28 protein-coding genes are annotated in these 26,076 nt (G+C 64.6%); 12 read left to right on the top strand and 16 right to left on the bottom strand.

Annotated features, from left to right (window positions below; all coding sequences use genetic code 11):
- Positions 1-122: 122 nt before the first annotated feature.
- Genes BCCGELA001_RS38355 through BCCGELA001_RS17270 form a run of 4 tightly spaced genes read right to left on the bottom strand, consistent with a single transcriptional unit; the run spans position 123 to position 2,129 of the window.
- Complete coding sequence (locus BCCGELA001_RS38355; protein WP_008551614.1) at positions 123-290, bottom strand: hypothetical protein; 168 nt, start codon at positions 288-290, stop codon at positions 123-125.
- Positions 291-321: 31 nt separating this feature from the next.
- Positions 322-885 (bottom strand): isochorismatase family protein, encoded by a 564-nt coding sequence (locus BCCGELA001_RS17280; RefSeq protein ID WP_060735870.1) that lies wholly within the window; start codon positions 883-885, stop codon positions 322-324.
- A 25-nt stretch (positions 886-910) separates the two neighbouring features.
- Positions 911-1,531 carry a GNAT family N-acetyltransferase gene (locus tag BCCGELA001_RS17275; protein WP_008551627.1) on the bottom strand — a complete coding sequence of 207 codons (621 nt, stop codon included), beginning with the start codon at positions 1,529-1,531 and terminating at the stop codon, positions 911-913.
- Positions 1,518-2,129 carry a hypothetical protein gene (locus BCCGELA001_RS17270; RefSeq protein WP_008551629.1) on the bottom strand — a complete coding sequence of 204 codons (612 nt, stop codon included), beginning with the start codon at positions 2,127-2,129 and terminating at the stop codon, positions 1,518-1,520. Before BCCGELA001_RS17270 ends, BCCGELA001_RS17275 begins: the two co-directional genes overlap by 14 nt.
- A 77-nt stretch (positions 2,130-2,206) precedes the next feature.
- Here BCCGELA001_RS17270 and BCCGELA001_RS17265 point away from each other — a divergent pair, with 77 nt between their 5' ends.
- Positions 2,207-3,247, top strand: coding sequence for a LysR family transcriptional regulator (locus tag BCCGELA001_RS17265; RefSeq protein WP_060735869.1), 1,041 nt, complete (start codon positions 2,207-2,209; stop codon positions 3,245-3,247).
- A 1-nt stretch (position 3,248) separates the two neighbouring features.
- Here BCCGELA001_RS17265 and BCCGELA001_RS17260 read toward each other — a convergent pair whose 3' ends face one another.
- The gene (locus BCCGELA001_RS17260; RefSeq protein WP_060737700.1) at positions 3,249-4,370 is read right to left on the bottom strand and encodes an autotransporter outer membrane beta-barrel domain-containing protein; all 1,122 of its coding nucleotides are present in this window, start codon (positions 4,368-4,370) and stop codon (positions 3,249-3,251) included.
- Between the two features lie 359 nt (positions 4,371-4,729).
- Between BCCGELA001_RS17260 and BCCGELA001_RS17255 the strand changes: the two genes are divergently transcribed.
- Together BCCGELA001_RS17255 and BCCGELA001_RS39450 are read left to right on the top strand one after the other, a co-directional pair.
- Positions 4,730-4,936 (top strand): cold-shock protein, encoded by a 207-nt coding sequence (locus tag BCCGELA001_RS17255; protein WP_008551638.1) that lies wholly within the window; start codon positions 4,730-4,732, stop codon positions 4,934-4,936.
- A gap of 192 nt (positions 4,937-5,128) precedes the next feature.
- Positions 5,129-5,356: a hypothetical protein gene (locus BCCGELA001_RS39450; protein WP_442855169.1), complete on the top strand. Its 228-nt coding sequence runs from the start codon at positions 5,129-5,131 to the stop codon at positions 5,354-5,356.
- 16 nt (positions 5,357-5,372) lie between these two features.
- Here BCCGELA001_RS39450 and purN read toward each other — a convergent pair whose 3' ends face one another.
- Positions 5,373-6,026: a phosphoribosylglycinamide formyltransferase gene (gene purN / locus BCCGELA001_RS17250; protein ID WP_008551640.1), complete on the bottom strand. Its 654-nt coding sequence runs from the start codon at positions 6,024-6,026 to the stop codon at positions 5,373-5,375.
- 14 nt (positions 6,027-6,040) lie between these two features.
- Positions 6,041-7,114: a phosphoribosylformylglycinamidine cyclo-ligase gene (gene purM, locus BCCGELA001_RS17245; RefSeq protein WP_060735868.1), complete on the bottom strand. Its 1,074-nt coding sequence runs from the start codon at positions 7,112-7,114 to the stop codon at positions 6,041-6,043.
- 154 nt (positions 7,115-7,268) lie between these two features.
- Here purM and BCCGELA001_RS17240 point away from each other — a divergent pair, with 154 nt between their 5' ends.
- The 4 genes from BCCGELA001_RS17240 to ppx all read left to right on the top strand — a co-directional run bounded on the left by BCCGELA001_RS17240 (position 7,269) and on the right by ppx (position 12,438).
- Positions 7,269-7,811, top strand: a complete 543-nt coding sequence (locus BCCGELA001_RS17240) for a CDP-alcohol phosphatidyltransferase family protein (RefSeq protein ID WP_008551651.1) — start codon at positions 7,269-7,271, stop codon at positions 7,809-7,811.
- A gap of 92 nt (positions 7,812-7,903) precedes the next feature.
- Entirely contained in the window at positions 7,904-8,581 is a 678-nt protein-coding gene (locus BCCGELA001_RS17235) for a DnaA ATPase domain-containing protein (RefSeq protein WP_008551653.1), read from the top strand.
- Positions 8,582-8,727: 146 nt separating this feature from the next.
- Positions 8,728-10,920 carry an RNA degradosome polyphosphate kinase gene (locus BCCGELA001_RS17230; protein WP_060735867.1) on the top strand — a complete coding sequence of 731 codons (2,193 nt, stop codon included), beginning with the start codon at positions 8,728-8,730 and terminating at the stop codon, positions 10,918-10,920.
- Between the two features lie 15 nt (positions 10,921-10,935).
- Entirely contained in the window at positions 10,936-12,438 is a 1,503-nt protein-coding gene (gene ppx / locus BCCGELA001_RS17225) for an exopolyphosphatase (RefSeq protein WP_060735866.1), read from the top strand.
- A 4-nt stretch (positions 12,439-12,442) separates the two neighbouring features.
- Here the strand turns inward: ppx and BCCGELA001_RS17220 are convergent, their stop codons facing one another.
- The 4 genes from BCCGELA001_RS17220 to ndk form a co-directional block, all read right to left on the bottom strand.
- A complete protein-coding gene (locus BCCGELA001_RS17220) occupies positions 12,443-13,567 on the bottom strand; it encodes a PepSY-associated TM helix domain-containing protein (RefSeq protein ID WP_008551682.1) in 1,125 nt (374 codons plus the stop codon).
- 117 nt (positions 13,568-13,684) lie between these two features.
- The gene (locus tag BCCGELA001_RS17215) at positions 13,685-16,039 is read right to left on the bottom strand and encodes a TonB-dependent receptor (protein WP_236840877.1); all 2,355 of its coding nucleotides are present in this window, start codon (positions 16,037-16,039) and stop codon (positions 13,685-13,687) included.
- Between the two features lie 341 nt (positions 16,040-16,380).
- The gene (locus BCCGELA001_RS17210) at positions 16,381-17,241 is read right to left on the bottom strand and encodes a TerC family protein (RefSeq protein ID WP_060735865.1); all 861 of its coding nucleotides are present in this window, start codon (positions 17,239-17,241) and stop codon (positions 16,381-16,383) included.
- Positions 17,242-17,285: 44 nt separating this feature from the next.
- A complete protein-coding gene (gene ndk / locus BCCGELA001_RS17205) occupies positions 17,286-17,708 on the bottom strand; it encodes a nucleoside-diphosphate kinase (RefSeq protein WP_008551705.1) in 423 nt (140 codons plus the stop codon).
- 240 nt (positions 17,709-17,948) lie between these two features.
- Between ndk and BCCGELA001_RS17200 the strand changes: the two genes are divergently transcribed.
- The 3 genes from BCCGELA001_RS17200 to BCCGELA001_RS17195 all read left to right on the top strand — a co-directional run bounded on the left by BCCGELA001_RS17200 (position 17,949) and on the right by BCCGELA001_RS17195 (position 20,534).
- A complete protein-coding gene (locus BCCGELA001_RS17200; protein WP_008551707.1) occupies positions 17,949-18,209 on the top strand; it encodes a hypothetical protein in 261 nt (86 codons plus the stop codon).
- A 225-nt stretch (positions 18,210-18,434) separates the two neighbouring features.
- Positions 18,435-18,608, top strand: a complete 174-nt coding sequence (locus BCCGELA001_RS38350) for a hypothetical protein (RefSeq protein WP_008551709.1) — start codon at positions 18,435-18,437, stop codon at positions 18,606-18,608.
- 66 nt (positions 18,609-18,674) lie between these two features.
- Positions 18,675-20,534, top strand: coding sequence for an ABC-F family ATP-binding cassette domain-containing protein (locus BCCGELA001_RS17195; RefSeq protein ID WP_060735864.1), 1,860 nt, complete (start codon positions 18,675-18,677; stop codon positions 20,532-20,534).
- A gap of 84 nt (positions 20,535-20,618) precedes the next feature.
- Here BCCGELA001_RS17195 and BCCGELA001_RS17190 read toward each other — a convergent pair whose 3' ends face one another.
- Entirely contained in the window at positions 20,619-21,587 is a 969-nt protein-coding gene (locus tag BCCGELA001_RS17190) for a tripartite tricarboxylate transporter substrate-binding protein (protein ID WP_060737697.1), read from the bottom strand.
- A 260-nt stretch (positions 21,588-21,847) separates the two neighbouring features.
- Entirely contained in the window at positions 21,848-22,318 is a 471-nt protein-coding gene (locus BCCGELA001_RS17185; RefSeq protein ID WP_008551718.1) for a MarR family winged helix-turn-helix transcriptional regulator, read from the bottom strand.
- A gap of 98 nt (positions 22,319-22,416) precedes the next feature.
- Between BCCGELA001_RS17185 and BCCGELA001_RS17180 the strand changes: the two genes are divergently transcribed.
- On the top strand, positions 22,417-22,785 hold the full coding sequence (locus tag BCCGELA001_RS17180) for an antibiotic biosynthesis monooxygenase family protein (RefSeq protein ID WP_008551720.1): 369 nt from the start codon (positions 22,417-22,419) through the stop codon (positions 22,783-22,785).
- Between the two features lie 23 nt (positions 22,786-22,808).
- Positions 22,809-23,282, top strand: a complete 474-nt coding sequence (locus BCCGELA001_RS17175; RefSeq protein WP_008551721.1) for a hypothetical protein — start codon at positions 22,809-22,811, stop codon at positions 23,280-23,282.
- A gap of 93 nt (positions 23,283-23,375) precedes the next feature.
- Here the strand turns inward: BCCGELA001_RS17175 and BCCGELA001_RS17170 are convergent, their stop codons facing one another.
- The 3 genes from BCCGELA001_RS17170 to BCCGELA001_RS17160 all read right to left on the bottom strand — a co-directional run bounded on the left by BCCGELA001_RS17170 (position 23,376) and on the right by BCCGELA001_RS17160 (position 26,012).
- Positions 23,376-23,873 (bottom strand): hypothetical protein, encoded by a 498-nt coding sequence (locus BCCGELA001_RS17170; protein WP_082813743.1) that lies wholly within the window; start codon positions 23,871-23,873, stop codon positions 23,376-23,378.
- A gap of 156 nt (positions 23,874-24,029) precedes the next feature.
- Positions 24,030-24,482: a DNA polymerase III subunit chi gene (locus BCCGELA001_RS17165; RefSeq protein ID WP_008551734.1), complete on the bottom strand. Its 453-nt coding sequence runs from the start codon at positions 24,480-24,482 to the stop codon at positions 24,030-24,032.
- 30 nt (positions 24,483-24,512) lie between these two features.
- Entirely contained in the window at positions 24,513-26,012 is a 1,500-nt protein-coding gene (locus tag BCCGELA001_RS17160; protein WP_008551735.1) for a leucyl aminopeptidase, read from the bottom strand.
- Positions 26,013-26,076 lie beyond the last annotated feature (64 nt).

Below are 26,076 nucleotides of genomic sequence, written 5' to 3'. Positions count from 1 at the left end.
AAGTGACTTGGAAGACCAAGCTACTTGGCTATTGCGGTGAAACGAAGCTTGCAACGCCAATTCGCCGGCAGCAAGCGCTCAGCAGCGTTGCACAAAGCCGCATGTCGGGATTCCAACGGCTCTCAGGCCGCATCATCGTGATGCCCATCGTCGTCGGCGACGGCCTCCCTCACCTCGACCAGCGCCATCGAGAGCAGATAGACCGTTGTGGGCAAGCCGACCCGGCGCGCCGCTTCGACGGCACGCGACAGATCGCTTGCCAGCTCCTTGAGCTGTTCTCCCCGTGACAATGTCGCAACCCCATCCGCCGATCGCGGCCGCCTACACCGCAACGGCGCCGCTGGTTCTGATCAGTTCGGCGCTGGATTGGATCGTAGCAAAATTCCCGACGACATTCACTACTGCACGCTTGTAGGCGGCGGCATCGCCACTGCCCGGCTGACGGCAAGCCACGGCGTCGGTGACCACCTCGTAGCGATGGCTGCGGTGAAACCCGTCCACGGCGGTGGCCAGGATCGTCTCGTCGAGGGAAAAACCGGCCAGAACGCAGCGCACATTGCGGATATTGGACATGTAGTCCACAAACCGCGACGAGCTGTAGGCCGACGGCAGCGGATGCTCGAACGTCATTTCGCCAGGACGCGGCTTTGCCTCTGCGATCCAATCGGTCAGCCTGGATGCCGGATTGAACCAGGCCGCCTGCGCGATGCGCTTCAGATGCATTACCGGCCAGAGATTGCTGCGCCACAGCGTCAGCAATTCCAGGCAGCGCGCGGTGGCGGCTTCGCCGTCGAGAATGACGTGGCGACGCCCGGGGGTGAGATATTCGATCTGGAGATCCGCGCAGACCAGGATCGGCGGATCGTCGTGGATGGAAACCGGCATTGTCCTGCGCTTGGCTGCACCTGTTTCAGCGGTCGGCGAGCGCGAGGTCCCGCAGCGGCGAGGTCACCGCCCGTCCCGCGGAGGCGTCGAGCACGCCCGGCCGATCCCAATCGCCTTCGGGCCGGATGATCACATAGGGATCGCTGTCCAGCGTGATGGCGTCCGGTCCCGGCTCGATCTCCAGCAGCATCTCCGTATAGGAGAAGTCGGAAAAAGTGATCTTGCGGTTGTGGCCGAGCGGCTTGGCGCCGAAATGGGCCCAGAAATCGACCAGCCGGTCCTGCGCCTGGCCGTAGATCTTGCGAAAGCCTTTGCGCTTGACGTAGTCGACGCTCGCCTGCACCAGCTTGAACGAGACGCGCGAGCGGCGGTGCTGGTGACGCACTGCAAGGCGCTCCACCTTGGCAAAATCGCCGAAGAAACGGACCCGCAGGCAGCCCGCGGGCTCGCTGCCGACGAAGCCAATGAAATGCGCGGCGACCATGTCGTTGCCGTCGAACTCCTCCTCGAACGGACAATCCTGCTCGGCGAGATAGACCGCAGAACGGATGGCGGTGACGAGCATGAGATCGCTGGGGTCGCGCGCAAGGCGGATCGAGATGGCGCGGGAGTCGGGCTTGGCGAGAGGAATTCTAGTACCGTGCATCTGCAAAGCTCCTTGCTTGGATGATCGCACCCGGCATGTGCATCGGCTGGCGGTGCCAGGGGCGCTCGTAGCACCATAGGTCGGGCTGGAAGCTCGGGACCGGGGCAAAGCCCGTCGCCCTCATGATGTCGCGTCCGGCCACGGTTGACGGCTGCGCATAGCAATCGGCGCCGCGAAACCTTAGCTGTCGCAGATGAGCCGCCGCCTTGCCGAGGCCGGCGATGCCGCGCCCCGTCGTCGCGATCGCCCAGATGTAGATGGCCGCAACGTCGTCCTTCGCCGAGGCGAGATAGTGCGTTTCGGGCGCTGTAAGACAGATCTCATCGAGCAGCAGCGCATCGTGCCCGCGCTCGTTGAGGAACAAGAAGGCCATGCCACCGAGCAGTTGGCCGTTCCGGCTGAAGGTCAGGATGCTCTCGGGATCGAACGTGAAATATCTTGCAAGCTCCGCCGAGCCGATCTGCACCCCCGGCACCAGGCGATGCGCCATCTCCGAAAGCGCGGCGATTTCGGAAAAATGCGCGCAACGGACATCGACGTCCGCGCTCAGCGGCAGCGCGTCGAAATCATGCCTTGCGGCAAACGAGCCCCTTTCCATACCGGTATCGTCCCTCTATCGTTTGCGGCTTTCGTACCCCGCTACGAGGACGACCTTAGCGGTTGGGGATCAGGAGTATGCAGCAGTTATTGCACCGGGGTGCTGCGATGATGCAGCACCGTGAAGAAGCCCTGGGTGCGTCCTGGGACGATTTGAAGCTGTTTTTAGCGTGCGCAAAATATAAAAGTTTTCGCAATGCGGCCGAAGAGCTCGGGCTCACCTCCACCACCCTGATGCGCAGGATCGACCGGCTCGAAGAGAACATCGGCTGCAAGCTGTTCCTGCGCGACCAGAGCGGACTCACGCTCAGCGACGAAGGCACCGCCATGATCGCTGACGTCGCGCATATGGAGCGTCATGCCTTCAACGTCTTCCGCCGCGCCTCGCGCTCGTCGAGCGACGCCGCCGGCACCGTGCGCGTCGCGGTGACAGAGGGGCCCGGCAATTTCTGGATCCTGCCGCGCCTGATCGATTTCCAGAAGACCTATCGCAAGATCACCGTCGACCTGCGCTGCGCGATGGAACAGGCCGACGTCGCGCGGCTGGAATCCGACATCGCTATACAGCTCGAGCCGCCGACCAATCCGGATCTGATCGTCGCGAAGCTCGGCCGTCTCCACATCTATCCGTTCGTCTCCAAGGAATACGAGAACCTCTACGGCGTGCCGGCGACGCTGGCCGAACTGAAGAACCATCGCATCATCAAGCAGAGCGCGCCGCAGGTCGACGACGGCGCCTATGCCCGCGTGCTCGGGCTGCAATCGCTGGAGGGCATCGTCGGGATCAAGACCAACTCTTCGGTCGGCGTGCTCTATGCCGTGGAGCGCGGCGCCGGCATCGGCTTCCTGCCGACGGTGTCGATCGCGCTCGGCGCACCGCTCGTTGCCGTCGATCTCGGCGTCAGCCACCATGCCGATCTCTGGCTCACCTATCACAAGGAGTTCCGCAGCTCCGAACGGCACAAGATCGTCGTCGACTGGCTGAAGAAGATCTTCGATCCCAGAACCTATCCCTGCTTCCGCGACGAGTTCATCCATCCGAACGCGCTGGTGCCGATGATGACGGCCGCCCGCGAAGGTTTTGGGCTGACGGGGTATGTGGCGGCGACGCCGGCGTGAGCTACCATTTGTATTCGAAGCCGACCGTGCCCTGGTGCGAGGTGAGCTCCCTGCGGAACTTGCCGTCGTAATTGACATAGAGCCGCGCCACGTTGGTCAGACTGAGCGAGGCTAAGGCGCCGGCATCCGCGCCGTAACGGCTCTCGCCGATGCCGGGAACGACGATGCTCTGGGCTCCCAGGCTGACCTGGATCGATCCGAGATCCTGGTGGAAATTGTCGACGAACTTGCCGTAGGCAGACAGGTCCAGGATCCTCTGGTCGATGATGAAGTAGCGGCCGATCTCGGCCCCGATCATGACCCGCGCGCGGGACAGCGCAGTCGCGCCGACGTTGAGCGGATCGAGGCCGCCGGCCTCCTGGAACGCGGCGCTGGTGGCGCGCACATATTCGAGCGCCCCCTTGGGCACGATGCGCATCTGGTCCTTGGTCCAGTAGTAGCTGATCTCGGTCAGCGCGCCGTCCACCGCCGCGCGATAGCCCGCCGTCGCAAGGCCGAGGCCGGTGTCGCGGCTGGAGCGGACCTTGCCGAAGCCATGCACCACCGCAAATGCCCAGGTCCAGGGGCCTTTGTCGACCGAGCCGCTAAAACCGACTTGGGTCAGGTCGAGCGTCGCCGACTGCAGCGCCAGCGGCACGTCGATGTCGGTGTGGCTCTGATCGACCGAAAAGCCGAGATTGACACCGGGCGCAACGCGCGCGCCAAAACCGGCGACGCCACCAAAGGTCTTGCGCTTGTCGCCGACGAAGTCTCCTTGCGCGTCCGTTCGCACCGAGATGCCGTAGCCCTCGAACCAGGTGCGGTAGCGCGGATCTTCGGTGGCCGCCGACGCGCCGCCGCCGCCGGGATTGCTGCGGAACGCCCGGTTGACGCCGCCGGATGCCTGGTTGCCGAGGCGCTCCAGGAAATTCGAGCCGAGATTGAGCGCACTGTTGCCGGCCGACTGATCGTCATTGGCCGAATTGGCCGACGGGGTGGGAGGCGGCGGCGGGACGAGTTGGGCATAAGCGGGCGTCGTCACCAGGATTAACACGACGATGCTCGCGACCTTGGCCGTCGTCCGGCGAGTCCGGGCTCCTCCAATCACCTGCCGTGTCCCGGAGAGCTGCGACGTGCAGCACATGACGATCAATCCCAAAGCAAATGGCGGCGCGAAAATGCAACACGGTCTGCGCCGATTTGCGCCGAACTGCCGCGGAGGGTCAACCGCTCGGCGCGCCAAGATCGAGCCTATTGGCTCGATTGTGGTTCCGCTGCCACAGGTCGCAAATTGCAGACGGAGAAGCCTGGTCCGATCTTGAAATTCGCGCTCTGCTTGCTAACGCGCGATTTTCATGTTGCAATATTGGTCACAATCGGAATTGACCGCGCGGCTGTGCGTTTCGCGACGATGAGACTCGACAGACTTCCGGAAGCCCGTTTGTGGCGTGGCACGCGAAAAAGCGGCCGCGTCGTTTTTCTATCTAGTGGAGGAGACTAGCGATGCCGCAAAAAGGCACCGTCAAATGGTTCAACCCGACCAAGGGTTATGGGTTCATCAAGCCGAACGGCGGCGACAAGGACGTGTTCGTCCATATCTCGGCCGTCGAACGCGCCGGGCTCTCGACCCTCAACGAAAACCAGGTGGTTGAATACGACCTCGTGGAGAACCGCGGGAAATCATCCGCGGAGAACCTCAAGGTCTCCTGATTTTTCTCAGGGCTGAACCGCGAGAGATCATGACGTTGCCCCCGGCTCTGCCGGGGGATTTTGTTTGGGGTGGGCATATGGCTCGGCAGTCCGACTACTATTCGGTCGCCAACGACACAAAATGGCGCGAGTTGCGGGAGGCGGTGCTAACGCTTACCCCCCTCCGACCAACCTCGATTTCGCTGCAAGAACTTGGAAACGGGAAACCTAAGCCAGTGGGACGGCGAATGGTTCTATCACTGGAGCAGCAGCGGGTGGGATTGGATGGAATGGGCTGAACTATCGGTCGAGACGGCGCATCAACGTGAACTTGTCCGCGCAGTCTTATGCCGCATCCGCTTTGCCGGAGAGCAAACGACTGCGGGTTTCGGAATCTACGGATATGTCCGCAATGGCGAGGCGACAGGTTACATCGAGTAAGCCTGAGGTACCCCGCTCAGCCCACCACCGGTGCAACCAAAAAATTCTCCGACGCAGAGCTCCCCGCCGTCCTGCACACATCGCCTTCAATCCGGACCTTGCCCATAGCCAGCAGCCGCAGTGCCTCGGGATAGATGCGATGCTCGACTTCGAGGATGCGCTCCGAGAGCGTCTCGCCCGTGTCGTGATCGCTGACGGGAACCGCGCCCTGCATCACGATCGGGCCGGCATCGGTCTCGGGGATCACGAAATGCACCGTCGCGCCTGACAGCTTGACGCCGGCGCGCAGGGCCTGGCCATGCGGGTCGAGGCCGGGGAAGGACGGCAGCAGCGAGGGATGGATGTTGAGCATCCTGCCGTACCACGCCTTGGTGAACTCGGCCGTGAACAGGCGCATGAAGCCGCCGAGGCAAATCAGCTCGATGCCGTGCCGGTCGAGGGCTGCCTGCAGCACTTTCTCGAAGCCGGCGCGGTCCTTGCCGAACGGCTTGCTCTCGATCACCTCGGTGGTGACGCCGCTCGCCCTCGCCCGTTCCAGCCCGAGCGCATCGGCCTTGTTCGAGATGACGAGCGAAATCTCCGCCGGGAAATCGGCCGAGCCTGCTGCCTTGATCAGCGCGGCCATGTTGGAGCCGCGCCCGGAGATCAGGATGGCGACGCGGCGCTTCATCACAGCGCCAGTCATCACAGTGCCATGTCGAGGTGGCCGTTATAGACGACGCGGTGCTCGCCCTCGGCCGGGATCACGGTGCCGAGCTGCGCCACCGTCTCACCGGCATCGGTGAAGACCTCAATCACCTTGTCGACCTTGTCAGGCTCGACGATCGCGATCATGCCAATGCCGCAATTGAAAGTGCGCAGCATTTCCAGCTCGGCAATACCGGCCTGCGCCGCCAGCCATTTGAACACGGGGAGTACCGGCAGGCGCGCGAGGTCGATGCCGACGCCGAGGTGCTTCGGCAGGACGCGCGGAATGTTGTCGGTGAAGCCGCCGCCGGTGATGTGGGCGAGCCCCTTCACCGCGCCGGTTTCGCGAATCGCGCGCAGGCAGGATTTGACGTAGAGCCTGGTCGGCGTCAGCAGCGCGCCGCCGAGCGTCATCACGGGCGCGAACGGCGCCTGCGCCTCGAAGCTGAGACCGGACTGCTCGACGATCTTGCGCACCAGCGAAAAACCGTTGGAATGCACGCCCGACGAGGCGAGGCCGATCACGGCGTCGCCCGCCGCGATGTCCTTGCGCGGCAACAGCGTACCGCGCTCGGCGGCGCCGACGGCAAAGCCGCCGAGGTCGTAATCTCCGTCCTTGTAGAGCCCGGGCATCTCGGCGGTCTCGCCGCCGATCAGGGCGCAGCCGGATTCCCGGCAGCCTTCTGCGACGCCTGCGACGATCGCGGCGGTGGCCTCCGGATCGAGCTTGCCACAGGCAAAATAGTCCAGGAAGAACAGTGGCTCGGCGCCCTGCACCACGAGGTCGTTGACGCTCATGGCGACGAGATCGATGCCGATGCCACCATGCAGGCCGGTATCGATCGCAATCTTGACCTTGGTGCCGACGCCGTCGGTCGCGGCGACCAGGACCGGGTCCTTGAAGCCGGCCGCCTTGAGGTCGAACAAACCCCCGAAACCGCCGATTTCGGCGTCGGCGCCGGGGCGTGCGGTGGCGCGCACCATCGGCTTGATCAGGTCGACGAGGCGGTTGCCCGCGTCGATATCGACGCCTGAATCGGCGTAAGTGAGGCCGTTTTTGCGGTCGGTCATGCCCGATTTCCAGTGGGTTTGCGGCTGGTTACGTCGAATTCCGTGGACGCGCAATGGCTCGCATGGCGCCCCGCCCTATACTATGTAGACATATCAACCGGTTCAGCCTGTAACGGGCCGGATTCGAGGTCAGACCGGTGCCGGGAAGCGCTGCGTGAGTATTCCGAATATCATTACCCTAGGCCGCATCATGCTGGTCCCGATCATCGTCTGGGCCATCGTGTCGAGCCAAATGGAGGTGGCGTTCGCCGTCTTCCTGGTTGCCGGCATCAGCGATGCCGTCGACGGCTTCCTGGCCAAGCGCTTCAACATGACGAGCGAACTCGGCGCCCTGCTTGATCCGCTCGCGGACAAGGCGCTGCTGGTCTCGATCTACATGGCGCTCGGCATCTGGGGCGCGATCCCGCGCTGGATCGTGATCCTGGTGGTCTCGCGCGACATCATGATCGTCGCTGCCGTGATCGTGTCCTGGTTGTTCGACCGGCCGGTCGAGATGAAGCCGTCCAAAGTGTCCAAGCTCAACACCGTCGCTCAGGTGGCGTTCGCGGCCCTGGTGCTGGCGGCGCTTGCTTTCGGCTTCAAGCCGGCCCCCTATGATATGATCCTGATGGGGCTCGTCACGATCTTCACGCTCTCCTCCGTGTCGCTCTATCTTGTCGAGTGGCTGCGGCACATGAGCACGATCGAGGCCAAATGAGCTGCGAAGCGGCCCCGCAAAAGGCCAACTCGCGCCGGATAGGATCGAATCTTCAAGCTGAAGCCGGCGCGCCGGCACGGAGCAAAGCAAGCGTGGCAGGCCGCGTTCACCCCCGACAATTGGCGTTTTCGCTTCCGCACGCGGAAAGCCTCAGCCGGGACAATTTCCTGGAAGGCCCGGCCAACGCGGCCGGGCTGGGCCTGATCGACAGCTGGCCGGAATGGCCGAACCGGATCATGTGGCTGGCCGGACCCGAGGGAAGCGGCAAGAGCCACCTTGCCGCGATTTGGGCCGAAGAGGCCGGCGCCCGCTCGACCATCGCCAATGCGCTGACTGCTGCGGCTGTCCCGGGTGCGCTCGCCACCGGAGCGCTGGTGGTCGAGGACCTCAAGGCGAAGGCGTTCGACGAGCGCGCCCTTTTCCACCTGATGAATCTCGCCCGCGAGGACGGTGCCTACGTCCTCTTCACCGGGCGCGAGGTGCCGGCCTCGCTCGAGATCGAGCTGCGCGACCTGCGTTCGCGTCTGCGCGCCGTGCCTGTTGTCGCGCTGCTGCCGCCCGACGACCAGCTGTTCCGTGGCCTGATCGTCAAATTCTGCGCCGACCGGCAGCTCACCGTGGATGAGAGCGTGGTCGGCTATCTCGCCACCCGGCTGGAGCGATCGTCGGCGGCCGCCCGCCGGGCCGTGGAGCTGCTCGACAGCGAGGCCCTGCGGCTCGGCCGCCCAGTCACCCGGGCGCTGGCGGCTGAGCTGCTCCGCGACGCCTGACCGGCCTGCGCTGGGCCACCAAGGCCGCTTGACGCGGCGGAGCGGCGGAACATCAATGTCATCGAAACGTCATCGCTCTAACACATGCTCCGGCCGGTTTTGCGCATAAGTCGCAAAGTGAGGCGAACTGGATGGACCGACTTCTGATGGATTCCGCGCAAGCTGTTGAGACAAAAGAAAAAGCCCAGGAACCTGAGGGCCTGCCGGCGATCGCCTCCAGCCCCGAGCGATTCATCAACCGCGAGCTCTCCTGGCTGCATTTCAACCGCCGCGTCCTGGAGGAATCGGTCAATCCTAGCCACCCCCTGCTGGAACGGGTGCGATTCCTGTCGATTTCGGCGAATAACCTCGACGAATTCTTCATGGTCCGCGTCGCCGGCATCAAGGCCCAGGTGCGCGAGGGCATTGCTGAACGCAGCCCCGACGGCCTGACGCCCTCCGAACAGCTCGCTCTGATCAATCGCACCGTCTCCGAGCTTGCCTCCGACCAGCAGGCGATCTGGCGCGATCTGCGCGGCACGCTCGCCGAGGTCGGCATCGTGCTGGTCGAAGGCAAGGAGGTCACCAAGGCGGAACGGACCTGGATCGAGGATTATTTCCTCAACAACGTGTTCCCGCTGCTGACGCCACTCGCAATCGATCCGGCCCACCCTTTCCCGTTCATTCCGAGCCTCGGCTTCACCATCGCGCTCCAGCTCACCCGTGCCGCCGACGGCAGGCAGATGAACGCGCTGATCCGCATGCCCGGCAAGATCGACCGCTTCATCCGCCTGCCCGCCGAGGGCAAGGCCGTCCGGCTGATCTCGCTGGAGCAGGCGACCGCCCTGTTCATCAACCGCCTGTTCCCCGGCTACAATCTGCACGGCCAGGGTGCCTTCCGCATCATCCGCGACTCCGAGCTCGAAATCGAGGAAGAGGCGGAAGACCTCGTCCGCTTGTTCGAGACAGCACTGAAGCGGCGGCGCCGCGGGTCGGTGATCCGGCTCGAGATCGACGCCAAGATGCCGGAGGAGCTACGCAGCTTCGTCCAGCATGCCCTGTCGGCCGCCGACGACGAGGTATTCCTGGTCGACGGCGTGCAGGCGATGAACGAGCTCTCGCAACTGACGCGCCTCGACCGTCCAGACCTCGAATTCACGCCTTATGTGCCGCGTCACCCCGAGCGCGTGCGCGAGCATGGCGGCGACATCTTCGCCGCGATCCGGCAGAAGGACCTCGTCGTCCATCACCCCTACGAGTCCTTCGACGTGGTGGTGCAGTTCCTGCAACAGGCCGCGCGCGACCCCGACGTGGTCGCGATCAAGCAGACGCTCTATCGCACTTCCAACAATTCGCCGATCGTGCGCACGCTTGCGGAGGCCGCCGAAGCCGGCAAGTCCGTCACCGCGCTGATCGAGCTGAAGGCGCGCTTCGACGAAGAAGCCAACATCCGCTGGGCGCGCGACCTCGAACGTGCCGGCGTACAGGTCGTCTACGGCTTCCTCGAGCTGAAGACGCACGCCAAGCTCTCGATGGTGGTACGCCGTGAAGGCGGAAACCTCACGACCTACGTGCATACCGGCACCGGCAACTATCACCCGGTCACCGCACGCATCTACACCGACCTCTCTTACTTCACCTCGGATCCGACCATCGGCCGCGACGCGGCGCGCGTGTTCAACTTCATCACCGGCTATGCCGCGCCGAGCGATCTGGAGAAGATGGCGGTATCGCCATTGACCTTGCGCAAGCGCATCATCGAGCACATCCAGGGCGAGACCGCGCATGCGCGGCACGGCCGTCCCGGCGCGGTCTGGATGAAGATGAATGCGCTGGTCGACCCCGACATTATCGACGCGCTCTACGAGGCCTCGCAGGCCGGCGTTCAGGTCGAACTCGTGGTACGCGGGATCTGCTGCCTCAGGCCGGGAATTCCCGGCCTGTCGGAGAACATCCGCGTCAAATCGATCATCGGACGCTTCCTGGAACACGGCCGAATCTATTGCTTCGGCATGGGTCAGGGCCTGCCGAGCGCAAAAGCGGCTGTGTATATCTCCTCGGCCGACATGATGCCGCGCAACCTCGACCGCCGCGTCGAGGTGTTGTGTCCGCTGCAAAATCCCACGGTGCATCAGCAGGTTCTCGAACAGATCATGGTCGCGAACCTGAAGGACAACGAGCAGAGCTGGCAATTGTTGCCGGACGGGTCCTCAACGCGTATGAAGGCCGCGAAGGGCGACGAGCCTTTCAACGTCCACAACTACTTCATGACGAATCCGAGTCTGTCTGGCCGTGGAAAGTCGCTCAAGGAATCCTCGCCGCGCCGTCTCACGCGCCGTAATGAACGTCATCAATCCTGATCCCGGATCTGCGACGTGAAGCGGCCGCGCAAGCGCGGCGCGAGCGTCGCGGTCATCGACATCGGCTCCAACTCGGTCCGTCTCGTCGTCTACGAGGCGCTGGCGCGCAGCCTCATTCCGGTCTTCAACGAAAAGACGCTGTGCGGACTCGGCCGTGAGGTGCAGAGCACGGGCTTGCTCGCGCCCGACGCCGTCGACAAGGCGCTCACCTCGCTGAAGCGTTTTCGCGCGCTATGCCGCGTGATGCAGGTCGGGCGCGTGTTCGCGATTGCGACGGCCGCCTGCCGCGACGCCTCCAACGGCCCTGACTTCATCGCCAAGGCCGAGCGCATCTGCGCCGTGAAGATCGAGATCCTGTCGGGCCCGCGCGAGGCACGGCTGTCGGCGCTCGGCGTGATCTCCGGTATCCATCATCCCGACGGCATCGTCGGCGATCTCGGCGGCGGCTCGCTCGAGCTGATCGACGTGCGCAGGAACAGCGTACGCAGCGGCGTGACGTTGCCGCTCGGCGGGCTCGCGCTCCAGGACCTCGCGCACAAATCGCTCAAGCGCGCCGACCGCATCGTCCGCGAGGCGATCGACGGGGTGCCGCAGCTCGCCGCGGGCGGCGGCCGTATCTTCTACGCCGTCGGCGGCACCTGGCGCGCGCTCGCGCGCATCCACATCATCCAGAGCGGCTATCCGCTCCAGGTCATGCACGGCTACTCCATTCCCGCGGCTGAAGCGCTGGACTTTTCGCGCCGTCTCCGCCGCCTCGCGGCCGCCGACATGTTGGCCGACATCGAGATCGTCGCCGATGCGCGCCGCCCGCTCCTCACCTATGCCGCCCTAGTTCTCGAGCACATCATCCGCGTGGCGAAGCCGAAGACCATCGTGTTCTCCACCTTCGGCGTGCGCGAAGGCTTGTTGCACGAGAAGCTGTCGGAAACCGAACGCAACAAGGACGGGTTGATCTGCGCCGCAGAGGAGCTCAACCAATTGCTGTCGCGCTCGGCCAAGCATGCCCGCGAGCTGATCGCCTGGACCGATCGCCTCGCGCGCGTCGTGAAGCTGCGCGAAACCGAAGAGGACCGCCGCCTGCGTCACGCCGCATGCCTGCTCTCCGACATCGGCTGGCGCGTGCACCCCGACCACCGCGGCGAGCAGACGCTGAGCCTTGTCGTCAACGGCAATTTCGGCGCGATCACCCACACCGAGCGCGCCTTCGTCGGCCTGTCCGTGTTCTATCGCTATGCCGGCCTGAGCGAGGAGAACCAGCCGCCGGCCACCATGCAGGGCCTGCTGACGCCTGCACAGCTCGAGCGCGCCCGCCTCCTGGGAGCAGCGTTCCGCGTCGCGCACCTGGTCTCGGCGGCGCGCCCTGGCGTTCTGCCGGCCACGCATTTCCGCAGCCAGGGCCGTAAGCTGATGCTGGTGTTCGAGCATCGCCTCGGCGATCTCGTCGCCGACCGCGTCGGCAGCCGCTTCCGCCAGCTCGCGCGCCTGATTGGCCGCGCCGGTTCGATCGTGAGGCGGTGACCCCTCAGCCGGGCCGCAATTTCCCGGGCCGTCTCTTGAGCCACATCATCGCGCCGCTGACGAAGAGGACGAGCGGCGCGAACCCGGCTGCGAACACCAGCAGGCGCCCTGCAAATCCGAACGTCGCGCCGTTGTGCAGCCAGAGCTGCTCGGCCAGATAGCGCTCCCCCATCGACATGGTACCCGGCGTGCGGTCGTGCACCACCGCACCGCTCCACGGATCGAGCCAGATCGCCCCACGCGACCGTACGGCAGGATCAGCCCCATCAGGACGGAACTGCACCCGCCACGTGTTGCGCGTTTCGGTCGGCGGATTGAGCATGGCGATGGTCGCACGGGGCTTGGCCTCCTGCGCGCGTCGCATGATCGCATCAGGTGAGAGCAGCGGCGTCCCTGCCGGAGGCGGCATTTCGACCTTTGGCAAGCGATCAGGCGTCGGCTGCGACACAAGGCCGACGATGGGACGCACGACGTCGGGAAAAACGATGCCGATGCCGGTGATCGAGATCAGCAAGAGCAGGGACAGCGCCCAAAAGCCGGCCGCACTGTGAAGGTCCAGAACAAATCGAAGCAGCGAGACGTTCTTGCGCACCGAGACCGATCGCCAGAATCGTCGCGGCTTCGGCCACCACAGGAAGAGGCCTGAGACCGCCAAACCGAGCAGCACGAATCCGGCGACGCCGACCAGCTCCTTGCCCCAGAACTCATAGAGCAACAGCGTGAAGTGGAGACGATAGATCTTGAGCGCGAATGCGTTGGCGTAGTCACGCCGCCCGAGCACCTTCCCGTTCGAAGGATCGACCATGGTGGTCCACCGGTTCGGGTAGCTGCCTGGCGCGGTCTCGTGCGAATGAATCACGATCCAGACCGGCCAGGTCCGGTCCGGCGCCAGGATGGTGGCAATCGGCGCGGGATCCGCTGTCGCTGCGGCGCGCATCACCTCCGATAATGTCACGCTTTGCTCCGGACCGGCGGGAGCATAGAGCGACGGATTCAGGGCGACATCGATCTCACGGTAGAAGACGATGAAGCTTCCGGTCAGACCGATCAGCACCACGACGATGCCGCCGATCAATCCGAACCAACGGTGCGCCCACAGCAGCGCGCGCCGTGCGCGTCCGGGCATCATCCTGGATCGGTCAGCCGCCGAGCCGTCTCGGCCTGGCGCCCTGATTGTTTGGTCCATTCAGAGCACCTGTCGTCAGCGCCTGATCCAGCCCCGCAGCCGGCTCGAAGAGGCCATGGCTCAGAAATCGGTCGACATCGACAAGAGCAGGGTGCGCGGCGAGCCTTGCGCCAGCGCGGAGAAGCTTGCGACGCCAGCCCAGTAATTGGTGTCGAACACGTTCTGGACCAGTGCGCGAACCGTGACGGGCCGGTTGTTGATGCGCGTGTTGTAGCGCGCGCCAAGATCGAGCCTCGTCCAGGCCGGGACAACCTGCGTGTTTGCCCCATTCAAGTACTGGTGCCCGGTATAGATGGTGTTTGCAACCAGTGTCAGTCCGGGTGCGAACGGGGTGTCCCATTCGGCGGACAGATTGGCCTGCACCTCGGGCACGCCGATCGGGGTCTTGCCCAAATTGGCCAGTGTGCTCGTCTTCGTCAGCTCTGCGTCGATCAACGTCACGCCGCCAATAACGCGAATGCCCGGCTGCACTTCTCCGAACACGGTGAATTCCAGGCCGCGATTGCGCTGCTCCTGATCAGCCCGGAAGACGTTGCCGGCGCCCAGCTGCCCGGACGGCTTGGTGATTTCGAACAGGCTGATCGTGGTCGCGAGCGCGCCGAAATCGACCTTGATGCCTGCCTCCTTCTGCTTGCTCAAATACGGCGCAAGGACCTCGCCTTGATTGGCCGCCGTCGTCGGTGCGGTATCGCCTTTGCTGAGCCCTTCGATGTAGTTGGCGTAGAGCGAAACGTTGCTCAAGGGTTTGACGACCACGCCGACCATCGGCGTGAACGCCGTTTGGTCGTAGGCCGACATCACGGCGCCCGTGGTGGTGTTGTAGTTGTTCGACCTGACGCCCTGCTGCCGGACGCCGACCGTCAGCTGAAGCCGCTCCTGGAGAACCGACATCGTGTCGGCCAGCGCAATGCCGGTCAGCTCGGTGTCCGACAGCCTCGGCACGGTCGCCGGAGCCGGAACGAGCTGCTGCGGACGAGCAATCGGCGCATAAATGTTGGATAGCACGGGCGTGCCGTTCACCGACCCCCGCGAGATCTCGTCCATGTAGTAGCTGCCCTGGAAGCTCACGGCATGACTGATGGCGCCGGTCTCGATCCGGGCCCGCACGCCGGCGTCGGCCACGTTCCTGTCGATGTCGAATTTGAAGCGTCCAGGGGTGGAAGTGGTGTTGCCCGCCGCATTCAGGATCGTCGGCGTGCCAAATAGACGGTCGACCTGGGTCCTGCCACCACCTGCGTCAGCAAATACCGTCACGGCGTCAGTCACATCGTATTCGGCGCGGGCCAGCAGCGAGTTGTCGTGAACCTTGGCAAATTCCCAGGATTGCGTGACGTTGCGCCGTCCGACCGGCGCTGTCGGGACGGCGACGCCGGTTGCGACCAGGAACGGCCTCGAGGGCGCGTCGAACTTTTCCTCCTGCTCGATGAAATCGAGCGAGGCTCTGAACTTCTCGCCGCGGTAATCGAACGCCGCGGAGCCGACATGCGCCTCGCGGGTCTGGTTGTCGAGCGGCGTATCGCCGTTGTGATAGCTGCCATTGACGCGAATGCCGAATTCGCGGTTCTCGCCGAACCGGCGGCTTACATCGAGGTGGGTGCCGAGCTGGGTGTTGGTCGCGTAACTGGTCGTGACCCGCGTGAGATCGACGTCCCCTGCTCGCTTTGGAACGATGTTGATGGTGCCGCCGACACTGCTGTTCGGCGCCATGCCGTAGAGCAGCGCGGTCGGGCCTTTGAGAATCTCGATGCGTTCGACGTAGTCGGTGAACACACGATAGTTCGGCGCGACGCCATAGACGCCGTTGAAGGCGATTTCTCCGACATTGCCCTCCCCGATCGGAAAGCCGCGGATGAAGAAAGAATCGAAAATGCCGCCAGGCTGGCTCCCTAAGCGGACCGAGGGATCGTTGGTGACGACGTCGGCTACCGTGACGGCCTGTTGATCTTCGATTTTCTTCGCCGTGTAGCTCGTGATGTTGAACGGCGTATCCATGAAATCCTTGTTGCCGAGCAGGCCAACCTGGCCTCCGCGTGCCACCTGCCCGCCTGCGTAGGTCGGCGGCAGTGCACCGGGCCTCGCGGCCGTCGGGGTCGCTTCCGCCCGCAACTTGGCCCGCTCGTTCGCGGGCGCGCTGCGGCCGGCCCTTCGGACTGGATTGGCTCGCGGACGCGCGCGCGGCTTCGGCGCGTCTGCGGTGACGGTCACCGCCGGCAACGTGCCTGCCCCCGCCTGGGGCGCAGCGCTCTGCGCGCTGGTGCCGTGCAAGACGCCGTCGCTGCACAAGGCAATGGAAACCACGGAGACCGCGAAGGCTCTCGGGCTGACGCACGACAGAAGCGTCTTGATGCGAGGGGCAAGAACGGCAACAGGATGGTAAAACACTTTCGACGACATCGCACCAGCTTCCGAATTCATGAACATGAACGTCGGAGCGACGTGCCGTGGGCACGTCCGTCGAGTCAACGAAAGCACCCTTGAATCTCAGCAGTTTATAATAAGACAAGGTCTAAATCGCGCGGTGGTTGCGAGAACAGACCGATCGCACAATCCCCACGCGCGCTGCGTGACAAAGCGCGGCGGTGCCTCTGCCCTCGAGCGCAATGCGCGCCGGTTGTACGAACGCGATGATCGGAACTTCGGCTCGTGGACTGAGCCCATAACGGATGATCGCTCGCCTCCCGCTGCCAATGCGGGAGCATACGATTGACGTGCCGCCTCTCATCGCTGGAGAGAGGCAAGGCATCAAGGGCTCGAAGCTACTCGGCCGAGGCCTTGGCGTGCCGCTCGGACGATTCGAGTGCCGCCGCGGTCAGGCTGCGCCTGCGCCAGATGCTGCCGACGATCAGCACGACGAGGATGCCGAGGACCGCGCAGAAATATTCGCCGCCTGCACCGCCATGGGCAAATTGCGGCGGGATGCGGAAGGCTCCGAGCACGCCATCCAGCGCAGCGCCGAGCCGGCCGTCGAACAGCGTATGCAGCTTCGGCGCGACGGCAGGATCGGTCGCGATCACCTCGCCCGAGATCCAGCCGAGCAGCGCCGCACCAGCCCAGACCAGCACCGGCAGCTTCGTGAGCAGTGCCATGATCAGCGCGGCACCGGCGACGATCAGCGGAACGCTGACGGCCAGGCCGAGGACCAGCAGCGGCACGCTGCCATTGGCAGCGGCGGCCACCGCGATGACATTGTCGAGACTCATGACGATGTCGGCGACCACGACGATCTGGATGGCCTGCCACAGATGCGAGGCGGCATCGACGTCGTCCTCGTCCTCGTTTTCCGGCACCAGGAGCTTTGCGGCGATCACGATCAGCGCGAGGCCGCCGATCAGCTTGAGATAGGGCAGCTCCATCAGAGTTGCGACGATGCCGGTGAAGATGATCCGCAGCATCACGGCTGCGCCGGCACCGAAGATCATGCCCCAGAGCCGGTGCCGCGGCGACAGACCGCGGCAGGCAAGCGCGATCACCAGCGCATTGTCGCCGGAGAGCAGGATGTTGATCCAGATGATCTTGCCGACCGCGAGCCAGAAGGTCGGCGCTGCCATCTCGTTGCGAAACTGGGTGAAGAATGCCCCGATCGTAGCGGGATCGAAGATCTGCCAGAGCCAGTCCACGAGTAAGTCCTTTCGCCCGTCGTTCTAACCTGTCGGCTGGTTGATCAGCCGACGATCTCGTTGCCCGAGAAGAACTGAGCGATCTCGATCGCGGCCGTCTCCGGCGCATCCGAGCCGTGCACCGAATTCTCGCCGATCGACTTGGCGTAGAGCTTGCGGACGGTGCCCTCGGCGGCCTTGGCCGGATCGGTCGCGCCCATCACCTCACGATATTTGGCAATGGCGCCCTCGCCTTCCAGCACCTGCACCACGACCGGGCCGGAGATCATGAAGTCGACGAGCTCGCCGAAGAACGGGCGCGCCTTGTGGACGGCATAGAAGGTCTCTGCCTGGTCCTTGGTCATGCGGATGCGCTTCTGCGCGACGATGCGCAGGCCCGCCTTCTCGATCACGGCGTTGACCGCGCCGGTCAGATTACGCTCGGTCGCGTCGGGCTTGATGATCGAAAAGGTGCGTTCGATGGCCATAAGTCTTGTCCCTGGGAAGAATGCGGTGGTTCGGAGTTTGCGGGGCTTATATCGGCGCCTTTGCCGGACGGCAAGCGGCGGCACTGGCGCTTCGGCGCAGAGGAGCTTGGGTGGATTACAACATTTTCACCCAGATGAACCCAATCTGCAGCACCCGTCAGGGCTCCGTTCAGCTTCGCCGGCGTAAGGTCGGCCCATCGACGCGACAGGCCCGCGCCGGCCGTTTTTGAGGAGATCACCATGTTGAGGAAACTTTCGCTTGCCGCCGTTGCCGCGCTGGCGCTCGGTGCCGCGCTGGCGCCGACCTCCGCCTCCGCTCACTGGCATGGCGGCTGGCACGGCGGAGGCTGGCATGGCGGCGGCTGGCACCGCGGCTGGGGCGGTGGACCACGCTTCTATGCCGGCGGCCCCGTCTCCTACGGCTATGGCGGCTGCTATGTGCGCCGGCTGGTCCCAACCCCTTGGGGACCCCGCTGGCGAATGATCAACCGTTGCTACTGAGCCCGACAGCACCTTCCTGCAAAGAAGGGTACCCTACGCCCCCCAAGGTATCCCTTCGCAGGACAGGCCCCGGCGTTCCCCGCCGGGGCTTTTTTTATTTGGACGGACTTGGGAGGGTTCATACAATTTTGACGAGAATGCCGGCATTCCCCGCCGGACGGCGAAACCATTTTCGGGCCAGAGACTTGGTACCGTGTCCATACTTTGAGAACACGGAACCCCGCGATGGCTGGCCTTTCTGCCAATGACAGCGAACAGATCGACCGGCGCACCAGCCGCTCGATTTGTGACGCCGTGGGCGAACGGCTTCAGCAGAGCCTGCGGCCCGAGCCCCGGCTCCCAACGCATCTCGAGCAGCTGCTCAACGAATTACGACGCCGCGAGCGCGACGCGTACTGACCTGCTGCACGGACCTATCACTGAAAAACGGGTTGCGTTCGACGCGCCTTGCGGTGACAAGGCCGCATGCTTGCCATCGCAGACCTCTCCGTCCGGCTTGCCGGACGCCTTCTGATTGACCAGAGTTCCGTGCAGATCACGCCCGGGTCGCGCGTCGGCCTGGTCGGGCGCAACGGCACCGGCAAGTCGACCCTGTTCAAGGTGATCCGCGGCGAGCTTGCGGCCGAGCACGGCACGGTGACCCTGCCGCCGCGCTGGCGCATTGGCAGTCTCGCGCAGGAAGCCCCGAACGGCCCCGAAAGCCTGATCTCCGTCGTGCTCAAGGCCGACCTCGAACGCGACGCGCTGCTCACTGAAGCCGAGCGCGCAACCGATCCACACCGCATCGCGGAAATCCAGACCCGCCTCGTCGACATCGACGCGCATTCGGCGCCGAGCCGTGCCGCCGCGATCCTCTCCGGCCTCGGCTTCTCCGCTGCCGATCAGCTCCGTCCCTGCGCCGAATTCTCCGGCGGCTGGCGCATGCGCGTCGCGCTGGCCGCGACGCTGTTCGCGGCGCCCGACCTGTTGTTGCTCGACGAGCCCACCAACTATCTCGACCTCGAAGGCACGCTCTGGCTGGAGGACCACCTTGCGCATTACCCACGCACGGTGATCGTGATCAGCCACGACCGCGACCTGCTGGACAGCTCGGTCGACCAGATCCTGCATCTGGAGCGCGGCAAGCTCACGCTCTACAAGGGCACCTACTCCTCCTTCGAGGAGCAGCGCGCCGCGCGCGAGTTGCTCGATGCCAAGCAGGTCAAGCGTCAGGAGGCCGAACGCGCGCGGCTGCAGGCCTTCGTCGACCGCTTCAAGGCCAAGGCGTCGAAAGCAAGGCAAGCGCAGTCTCGCGTGAAAATGCTGGAGCGGCTGAAGCCGATCACGGCACTGGTCACCGAGGACGTGCGCGAGATCAGCTTTCCCGCGCCGGAGAAGATCCTGTCGCCGCCGATCATCGCGGCGGACAACGTGTCGGTCGGCTACGACCCCGCGAGCCCCGTGCTCAATCGCGTCACCCTGCGCATCGACAATGACGACCGCATCGCGCTTCTCGGGGCCAACGGCAACGGCAAGTCGACGCTGGTCAAGCTGCTCGCCGGACGGCTCGCGCCGTTCTCTGGAAGAGTCACGCGCGCGGACAAGCTGTCGATCGCCTATTTCGCCCAGCACCAGCTCGATGAGCTGAATGAGGACGCCTCCGCCTACGACCACGTGCGCAAGCTGATGGGCGATGCGCCCGAGGCCAAGGTGCGTGCGCGGGCCGGCGCGATCGGCTTCTCCGGCAAGGCCGCCGACACCAAGGCCGGCAAGCTCTCCGGCGGCGAGAAGGCGCGGCTGCTGCTGGGCCTTGCCACCTTCTTCGGCCCCAACATGATCATCCTGGACGAGCCGACCAACCATCTCGATATCGACAGCCGCGCCGCGCTCGCGGAAGCCATCAACGAATTCCCGGGCGCCGTCATCATGGTCTCGCACGACCGCTATCTGATCGAGGCCTGTGCCGAGCGGCTCTGGATCGTCGCCGACCGCACCGTGACCAATTACGACGGCGATCTCGACGAATACCGCCGCCTGGTGCTGTCCGCGCGCAACGCCGAAGCCCCGCGCGAGCGCAGCGCCGCGAGCGAGAAGCCGCAGCGAGCGAAGTCCGACAATCGCGGCTCGCTGAAGAAGCGCATCGCGGAAGCCGAGGCCGAGATCGCACGTGTCAGCGAGATCATCAGCAAGATCGACACGGCGCTCGCTTTGCCCGACATCTTCACGCGCGATCCCAAGCAGGCCGCGCAACTGTCGAAGGCGCGCGCCAATGCCGCCGACGCGCTGGCGCGCGCCGAGGAGCAATGGCTTGAGGCCAGCACGCAGTTCGACGAGGCGGCCGGGTAACGCAGAGTCAGCGGGGCCGGGTCATCTAAGCGTGCAAAACAACCCCATGCACAGTACCGGGTGGCAATATTGCGGCAGAGGCGCTCAGTCCGCGTACTGCCCGGCAGCCTTGATGATCGGCGCCCAGCGGTCGATCTCGCTCGTCAGGACGGCGCCGAGCGCCTCGGGCGTCGCCTTGTCCTGCGGGACCGGCTCGGTGTTGATGTCATTGAACCGCGCGATCAGCGTCGGATCCTTCAGCGCCGTCTGCAGCGCCGCCGTCAGCTTCTGAACGACCGCGGGCGGCGTGCCCTTCGGCGCATAGATGCCGTGCCAGACGCCGAGCTCGAATCCCTTGAGGCCGGCCTCGTCCGCCGTCGGCAGATCAGGCAGGCTCTTCAGCCGCTCCTTGGTGGTGATGGCATAGGCCTTGACCTGCTTGGCGCTGATCGGCCCGGTGGTGTTGGTCGCCTGATCGCAGGTGAGATCGATCTGCTTGCCGAGCAGATCGTTCATGATGGGGCCGTTGCCTTTGTAGGGCACCGTGGTGAGCTGCTTCTGGATCGCCGTCATGAACAGCATGCCGCACAGATGCGAGGCGGCGCCGAGCCCGGCATTGGCATAGGTCAGCTTGTCGCCCTGCTGCTGGGCGTAAGCAACCAGCTCCTTGAGCGTGTTGGGCGGGAAATCGGGGCGCGCGATGATCGTCATCGGCGCATTGGTCACGAGCCCGATCGGCGCAAACGCCGTCTTCGTGTCATAGCTGAGATTGCGGTACAGCGTCGCCGCGGTCGAGATGCCGACGTGATGGATCAGCAGCGTGTAGCCGTCCGGCTGGGCGCGCGCGGCGCGGGTCGTGCCGATGGTGCCGCCGGCGCCGGTCGCGTTCTCGACGATGACCTGCTGTCCCAGGGCTTTCCCCATACCCGCCGCGGTCAGCCGAGCGATGGTGTCGGTCGGCCCGCCCGCGGCGAACGGCACCAGCATGGTGATCGGCCTGGTCGGATAGTCCTGGGCGACGGCCGCACCGAGCGGCAGCAGCAGAGCCGATACGAGGGCAGTGAAGAACCGCATAGTCTCCTCCGGATTGTTGTTGGCGCCATCAAAGCGCATTCCGGGGCGCGCGGCCACCACGAAAGCGACGTCGCCTAGAGCGTCGCGATCACATCATCGTCGCGAAGCCGTCGCTCGGTTGCCGGCAAGCAGCCGGGTCTGTTCGCTGCCGCGATGAACTCGTGCCGCCCATTGATCTCCGTCGCACGGTCTCCGGCCTCAAGGCGTCCTGGCAACATGCCGCAAGAAGCGGCGGTCAACTCTCTCCCGCGCGCCGCGCGCTAAGTCTGGCTCTCTGTCTCGCTTTCCAGCTTCGCACGTAGGGCGCCGACAATGCGATGAACGGTCTGCAGGTCTTTGACTGAAAGCCCTTCCGAAAGGCCGTTGACCCACGGCGTCTGCAAGGCCATGGCGGCATCGAAAGCACGCCGGCCCTTGTCAGTCAGGACGACGAGCTGCGCTCGGCGGTGATGCGGGTTGGCCTCGAAAGCAACAAGGCCTTCCGCGTGCAGGTCATTGACGATCCGCTGCACATTTTGGCGATTGGCACCGAGATCGCGGGCCAGCCAGGCCACCGGCTGGGGACGCTCCGCATCTACGATGGCGCCGAGAATCTGCCAGCGGGCGCTCGTGAGCCCAAGCTTGGCCACCAGGTGGTCCCCTGCCGTCAAGAGCAGACTATTCAGCCGGAACAAGTCGAGCAGGAGGTTGGTCAGAGCATCGCCGGCCGGCGTTCGTTGGGATTTCGGCATTCGTCACCATAAACCGTTATTGACACCATGATGTCAAATTACTATACCGTCCATAATGTCATATTGACACCATAATACCAAATTGAACAGAGCCCGTCATGGCACACCTACGCCCACTGGACCCTCATTTTCCTATCGAACGTCAACTCGGCATCGAGACCGGCCCCGTGGTGCTGGTGAATCTGTTCACGCTCGATCAGGCCGACGAACAAAGCTTCCTCCAGGTTTGGCAAGACGATGCCGCCTTCATGAAGCGGCAACCAGGCTTCATCTCCACCCAGCTTCACCGCGCGGTTGGCGATGGCCCGACATATCTGAACTATGCCGTTTGGGAATCGACCGCCGACTTCCGGGCTGCGTTCACGCACCCCGAGTTCAGATCGAAGATCTCGGCCTATCCCTCATCCGCCGTCGCCTCCCCGCATCTGTTCGAGAAGATTGCGGTGTCCGGCATCTGTGTCGCGTAGTCGCATCGAAGCGGCAGGACCCGATGACCAAGATCATCCACCCAGTAGCAGGAGCGGTCGCACTGACGATTATTGCGACCTTCTGGCTTTCCACGGCTCTCACCGAACTGTTTGCTTCGCACCAGAGCATCGCCATGGTGAAGACGGCCATACCGTGGGGCTTCCTGTTGCTGGTTCCGGCGCTGGCGATGACGGGAGGTTCGGGGTTCTTCCTGGCAAAGGAGCGGCGCGCCGGCCTGATCGGTGCGAAGATCAAACGTATGCCGTTCATCGCCGGCAACGGCATCCTGGTTCTGATTCCCGCCGCGTTGTTTCTTGCCTCCAAGGCGAAGGCCGCGGAGTTCGACACCACGTTCTACGCCGTGCAGGCTCTCGAATTGTTCGCCGGAGCAACGAACATCGTTCTTCTCGGCCTGAACATGCGCGACGGCTTCAAGATGAAGGGCCGCTTCCGCGCTCGCCGCGCTGCTCGCTTCAACACCAAGCCGATCCTCTGAGCGCGCCGCGAACCCGGCTTTCCGTCGGCACCGGCCCGCTCACGTCCTGAGTCGAGGACATCTCCGTTTCGCTGGAGCCGAGGCGATCCCCGCTTAGGCGTGCTTCTTCTTCGACTTGGTCGCCTTCGGCACCGGCTGCGGGTCCGGATTGCCTTCGATCGAGGACAGACGGCCTGCGGTGAAGGTGTAGATGCCGGCCCGCGGGCCGGTCGTCCAGGTCACCACGGCGACGCGCCGACCGGCGGCATCGTTGGAGAGGTTGACGGTCGAGGGCGCACCGATGCCGCGGACCACGTCGCATTCGGTGTGGCCGAGCGCGACTGTGCCGCCCGCCGGCGCGGATGGCGTCGTCGATGCATTGGCGTCGGCCGGTCCGGGAGGCGGCGCCATGCCGGGACAGCCGCCGTCGGCGCTGACGAGGTCTTCGGCACCCACCGGCTTGTCAGGCGTGAGCGGCGGCGATTCGATCGAGATGTTCTTGATGAAGAGACGGCCGGGCTTCTGGAACCATTCGGCATCCTTCGACAGCAGATCGCTGGCGCCGCCCGAGCAGCCCGCAACCAGCGGTGCTACGGCAACGAGCGCAATCATGAGCGAGCCGGGAAGCTTTTGATGTCGCACGATAAACTAATTCCCCGCGTGAAGGACCAGCCCTAAACGATTGTCCCAACATCCCTTTGCGGCACGAAGGTGGCCAAGGCCAGCATCGTTCGAAAAGTGCAAATTATCATTAATTGCGGATGGCCGCTAATTCCGCTTCTGCCACCTGCCCCGCTCGTCGGCCTGCCAATAGGTGACATCAAATCCCCGCGCCTTGCAATCCGTCCAGGCACTGCGGGCCAGCGCCAGCGCGTCCGGATCGTCGCCGTCGAACAGCAGCACCATGCGCTCATAGGCCTGCGCATCCTGCGGCAGCGCGGCGCTGTCGACCAGGAAGCGGACATTGGCGCCGTTCGGATTGCCCTCCTCGATCGCGAGCACGATCGGCTGGTCGGCAGCATCGTTCACGCGCCATGTCGCATGCGGCAGGAAGGAATCGTCGCGATAGGTCCATAAGTGCGCATCCAGCGCATCGGCGCGCTCCTCCGACGTCGACTGCACCACGACGCGCCAGCCGCGCTCGAGCGATTTCTCGAGAAGCGGCGGCAATACGTTCTCCACCGTCATGTTTTGCAGATGATAGAACAGCACTTCAGTCATTGCAGTTCATCTGGCAGTTCATTCGGCAGTTCATTTGCGCTCGTAGTGGTCGGCGACCAGACGATCCAGCAGACGGACGCCATAGCCGCTTCCCCAGCTCTGGTTGATGTCGGTCTTCGGCGCGCCCATGGCGGTGCCGGCGATGTCGAGATGGGCCCAGGGCACGCCGTCGACGAAGCGCTGGAGGAACTGCGCGGCGGTGACCGAGCCGCCGTGACGGCCGCCGGTGTTCTTCATGTCGGCGAATTGGGAATCGATCAGCTTGTCGTATTCGGGGCCGAGCGGCATACGCCAGACCTTTTCCCCGCTCTCGATGCCGGCCGCGAGCAGCCGGTCGGCGAGTTCGTCATTGTTGGAGAACATGCCGGCATGCTCGGTGCCGAGCGCGACCACGATGGCGCCGGTCAGCGTCGCCAGATCCACCATGAATTTCGGTTTCATCTTCTTGGCGACGTACCAGAGCACGTCGGCGAGGACGAGGCGGCCTTCCGCGTCGGTGTTGATGATCTCGATGGTCTGGCCCGACATCGAGGTGACGATGTCGCCCGGCCGCTGCGCATTGCCGTCGGGCATGTTCTCGACGAGGCCGATGGCGCCGACCACGTTGGCCCTGGCCTTGCGCGCGGCGAGCGCGTGCATCAGGCCGACGACGCAGGCCGCGCCCCCCATGTCACCCTTCATGTCCTCCATGCTGCCGGCGGGCTTGATCGAGATGCCGCCGGTATCGAAGCAGACGCCCTTGCCGACGAAGGCGACCGGCGCCTCCCCCTTCTTGCCGCCGTCCCAGCGCATGATCACGGTGCGGCTCGGCCGCGCCGAGCCCTGGCCGACGCCGAGCAGCGCGCCCATGCCAAGCTTCTCCATCGCCTTGACGTCGAGCACCTCGACCTTGACGCCGAGCTTGCGGAGCTGGCTGGCTCTGCGGGCGAATTCCTCGGGGAAAAGCACGTTCGGCGGCTCGTTGACGAGGTCGCGCGCGATCACCACGCCGTCGACGACCTGGGCGGCGGCGGCGAACGCCTTCTTCGCAGCGGCGACATCGCCGACTGCCAGCGAGATGTCGGCCCGCGAAGCACCCTCCTCGCCGTCCTTCTTCCTGGTCTTGTAGCGGTCGAACTTGTAGGCGCGTAAGCGAAGGCCCGAGGCGATCGCGACCGCCTGCTCGCTGGACATGGCACCATCCGGCAATTCGGCGATGATGGTCATGGCGGCGGTCCCGGCCGGAAGCTTGCTCGCCGCCACGCCGCCGAATTTGAGGAAATCGTTCGCCTTCAGATTGGCCGCCTTGCCCGCGCCGATCACCAGCAGCCGGGTGGCCTTCACCCCCTCGGGCGCCAGGATGTCCAGCGCGGCGCCGGTCTTGCCCTTGAAGGCCGCGGCGGAGGCCGCCCGTTTCACAAGGTCGGCACCGCCGCCGAGCGCCTTGGCCGTCGCCGGCCCCAGCTTCAGGCCATCGTCGCAGAACACGACCAGGATGCCACGGGGGGCGGCAGACAATGGGACAATGCCGACCTTGATGGCATCGGACATGGGTAACTCCTCCAAAACATGGGGCTTTTTGCCGCTCTGCGGTCCCGGCCACGGGCCCGAGCTG

The organism is Bradyrhizobium sp. CCGE-LA001 (assembly GCF_000296215.2).
GTDB lineage: Bacteria > Pseudomonadota > Alphaproteobacteria > Rhizobiales > Xanthobacteraceae > Bradyrhizobium.
Note: the sequence above shows the minus strand (reverse complement) of the source record. Positions and strands in the feature narration are given on the sequence as shown.

What these genes read in the sequence shown, in the direction of transcription:
- BCCGELA001_RS17280 (WP_060735870.1), bottom strand. Translation starts at nt 885, where the DNA reads ATGCCGGTTTCCATCCACGACGATCCGCCGATCCTGGTCTGCGCGGAT.
- BCCGELA001_RS17275 (WP_008551627.1), bottom strand. Translation starts at nt 1,531, where the DNA reads ATGCACGGTACTAGAATTCCTCTCGCCAAGCCCGACTCCCGCGCCATC.
- BCCGELA001_RS17270 (WP_008551629.1), bottom strand. Translation starts at nt 2,129, where the DNA reads ATGGAAAGGGGCTCGTTTGCCGCAAGGCATGATTTCGACGCGCTGCCG.
- BCCGELA001_RS17265 (WP_060735869.1), top strand. Translation starts at nt 2,207, where the DNA reads ATGCAGCAGTTATTGCACCGGGGTGCTGCGATGATGCAGCACCGTGAA.
- BCCGELA001_RS17260 (WP_060737700.1), bottom strand. Translation starts at nt 4,370, where the DNA reads ATGTGCTGCACGTCGCAGCTCTCCGGGACACGGCAGGTGATTGGAGGA.
- BCCGELA001_RS17255 (WP_008551638.1), top strand. Translation starts at nt 4,730, where the DNA reads ATGCCGCAAAAAGGCACCGTCAAATGGTTCAACCCGACCAAGGGTTAT.
- purN (WP_008551640.1), bottom strand. Translation starts at nt 6,026, where the DNA reads ATGAAGCGCCGCGTCGCCATCCTGATCTCCGGGCGCGGCTCCAACATG.
- purM (WP_060735868.1), bottom strand. Translation starts at nt 7,114, where the DNA reads ATGACCGACCGCAAAAACGGCCTCACTTACGCCGATTCAGGCGTCGAT.
- BCCGELA001_RS17230 (WP_060735867.1), top strand. Translation starts at nt 8,728, where the DNA reads ATGGATTCCGCGCAAGCTGTTGAGACAAAAGAAAAAGCCCAGGAACCT.
- BCCGELA001_RS17220 (WP_008551682.1), bottom strand. Translation starts at nt 13,567, where the DNA reads ATGATGCCCGGACGCGCACGGCGCGCGCTGCTGTGGGCGCACCGTTGG.
- BCCGELA001_RS17215 (WP_236840877.1), bottom strand. Translation starts at nt 16,039, where the DNA reads ATGAATTCGGAAGCTGGTGCGATGTCGTCGAAAGTGTTTTACCATCCT.
- ndk (WP_008551705.1), bottom strand. Translation starts at nt 17,708, where the DNA reads ATGGCCATCGAACGCACCTTTTCGATCATCAAGCCCGACGCGACCGAG.
- BCCGELA001_RS17200 (WP_008551707.1), top strand. Translation starts at nt 17,949, where the DNA reads ATGTTGAGGAAACTTTCGCTTGCCGCCGTTGCCGCGCTGGCGCTCGGT.
- BCCGELA001_RS38350 (WP_008551709.1), top strand. Translation starts at nt 18,435, where the DNA reads ATGGCTGGCCTTTCTGCCAATGACAGCGAACAGATCGACCGGCGCACC.
- BCCGELA001_RS17195 (WP_060735864.1), top strand. Translation starts at nt 18,675, where the DNA reads ATGCTTGCCATCGCAGACCTCTCCGTCCGGCTTGCCGGACGCCTTCTG.
- BCCGELA001_RS17190 (WP_060737697.1), bottom strand. Translation starts at nt 21,587, where the DNA reads ATGCGGTTCTTCACTGCCCTCGTATCGGCTCTGCTGCTGCCGCTCGGT.
- BCCGELA001_RS17185 (WP_008551718.1), bottom strand. Translation starts at nt 22,318, where the DNA reads ATGCCGAAATCCCAACGAACGCCGGCCGGCGATGCTCTGACCAACCTC.
- BCCGELA001_RS17180 (WP_008551720.1), top strand. Translation starts at nt 22,417, where the DNA reads ATGGCACACCTACGCCCACTGGACCCTCATTTTCCTATCGAACGTCAA.
- BCCGELA001_RS17175 (WP_008551721.1), top strand. Translation starts at nt 22,809, where the DNA reads ATGACCAAGATCATCCACCCAGTAGCAGGAGCGGTCGCACTGACGATT.
- BCCGELA001_RS17170 (WP_082813743.1), bottom strand. Translation starts at nt 23,873, where the DNA reads ATGATTGCGCTCGTTGCCGTAGCACCGCTGGTTGCGGGCTGCTCGGGC.
- BCCGELA001_RS17165 (WP_008551734.1), bottom strand. Translation starts at nt 24,482, where the DNA reads ATGACTGAAGTGCTGTTCTATCATCTGCAAAACATGACGGTGGAGAAC.
- BCCGELA001_RS17160 (WP_008551735.1), bottom strand. Translation starts at nt 26,012, where the DNA reads ATGTCCGATGCCATCAAGGTCGGCATTGTCCCATTGTCTGCCGCCCCC.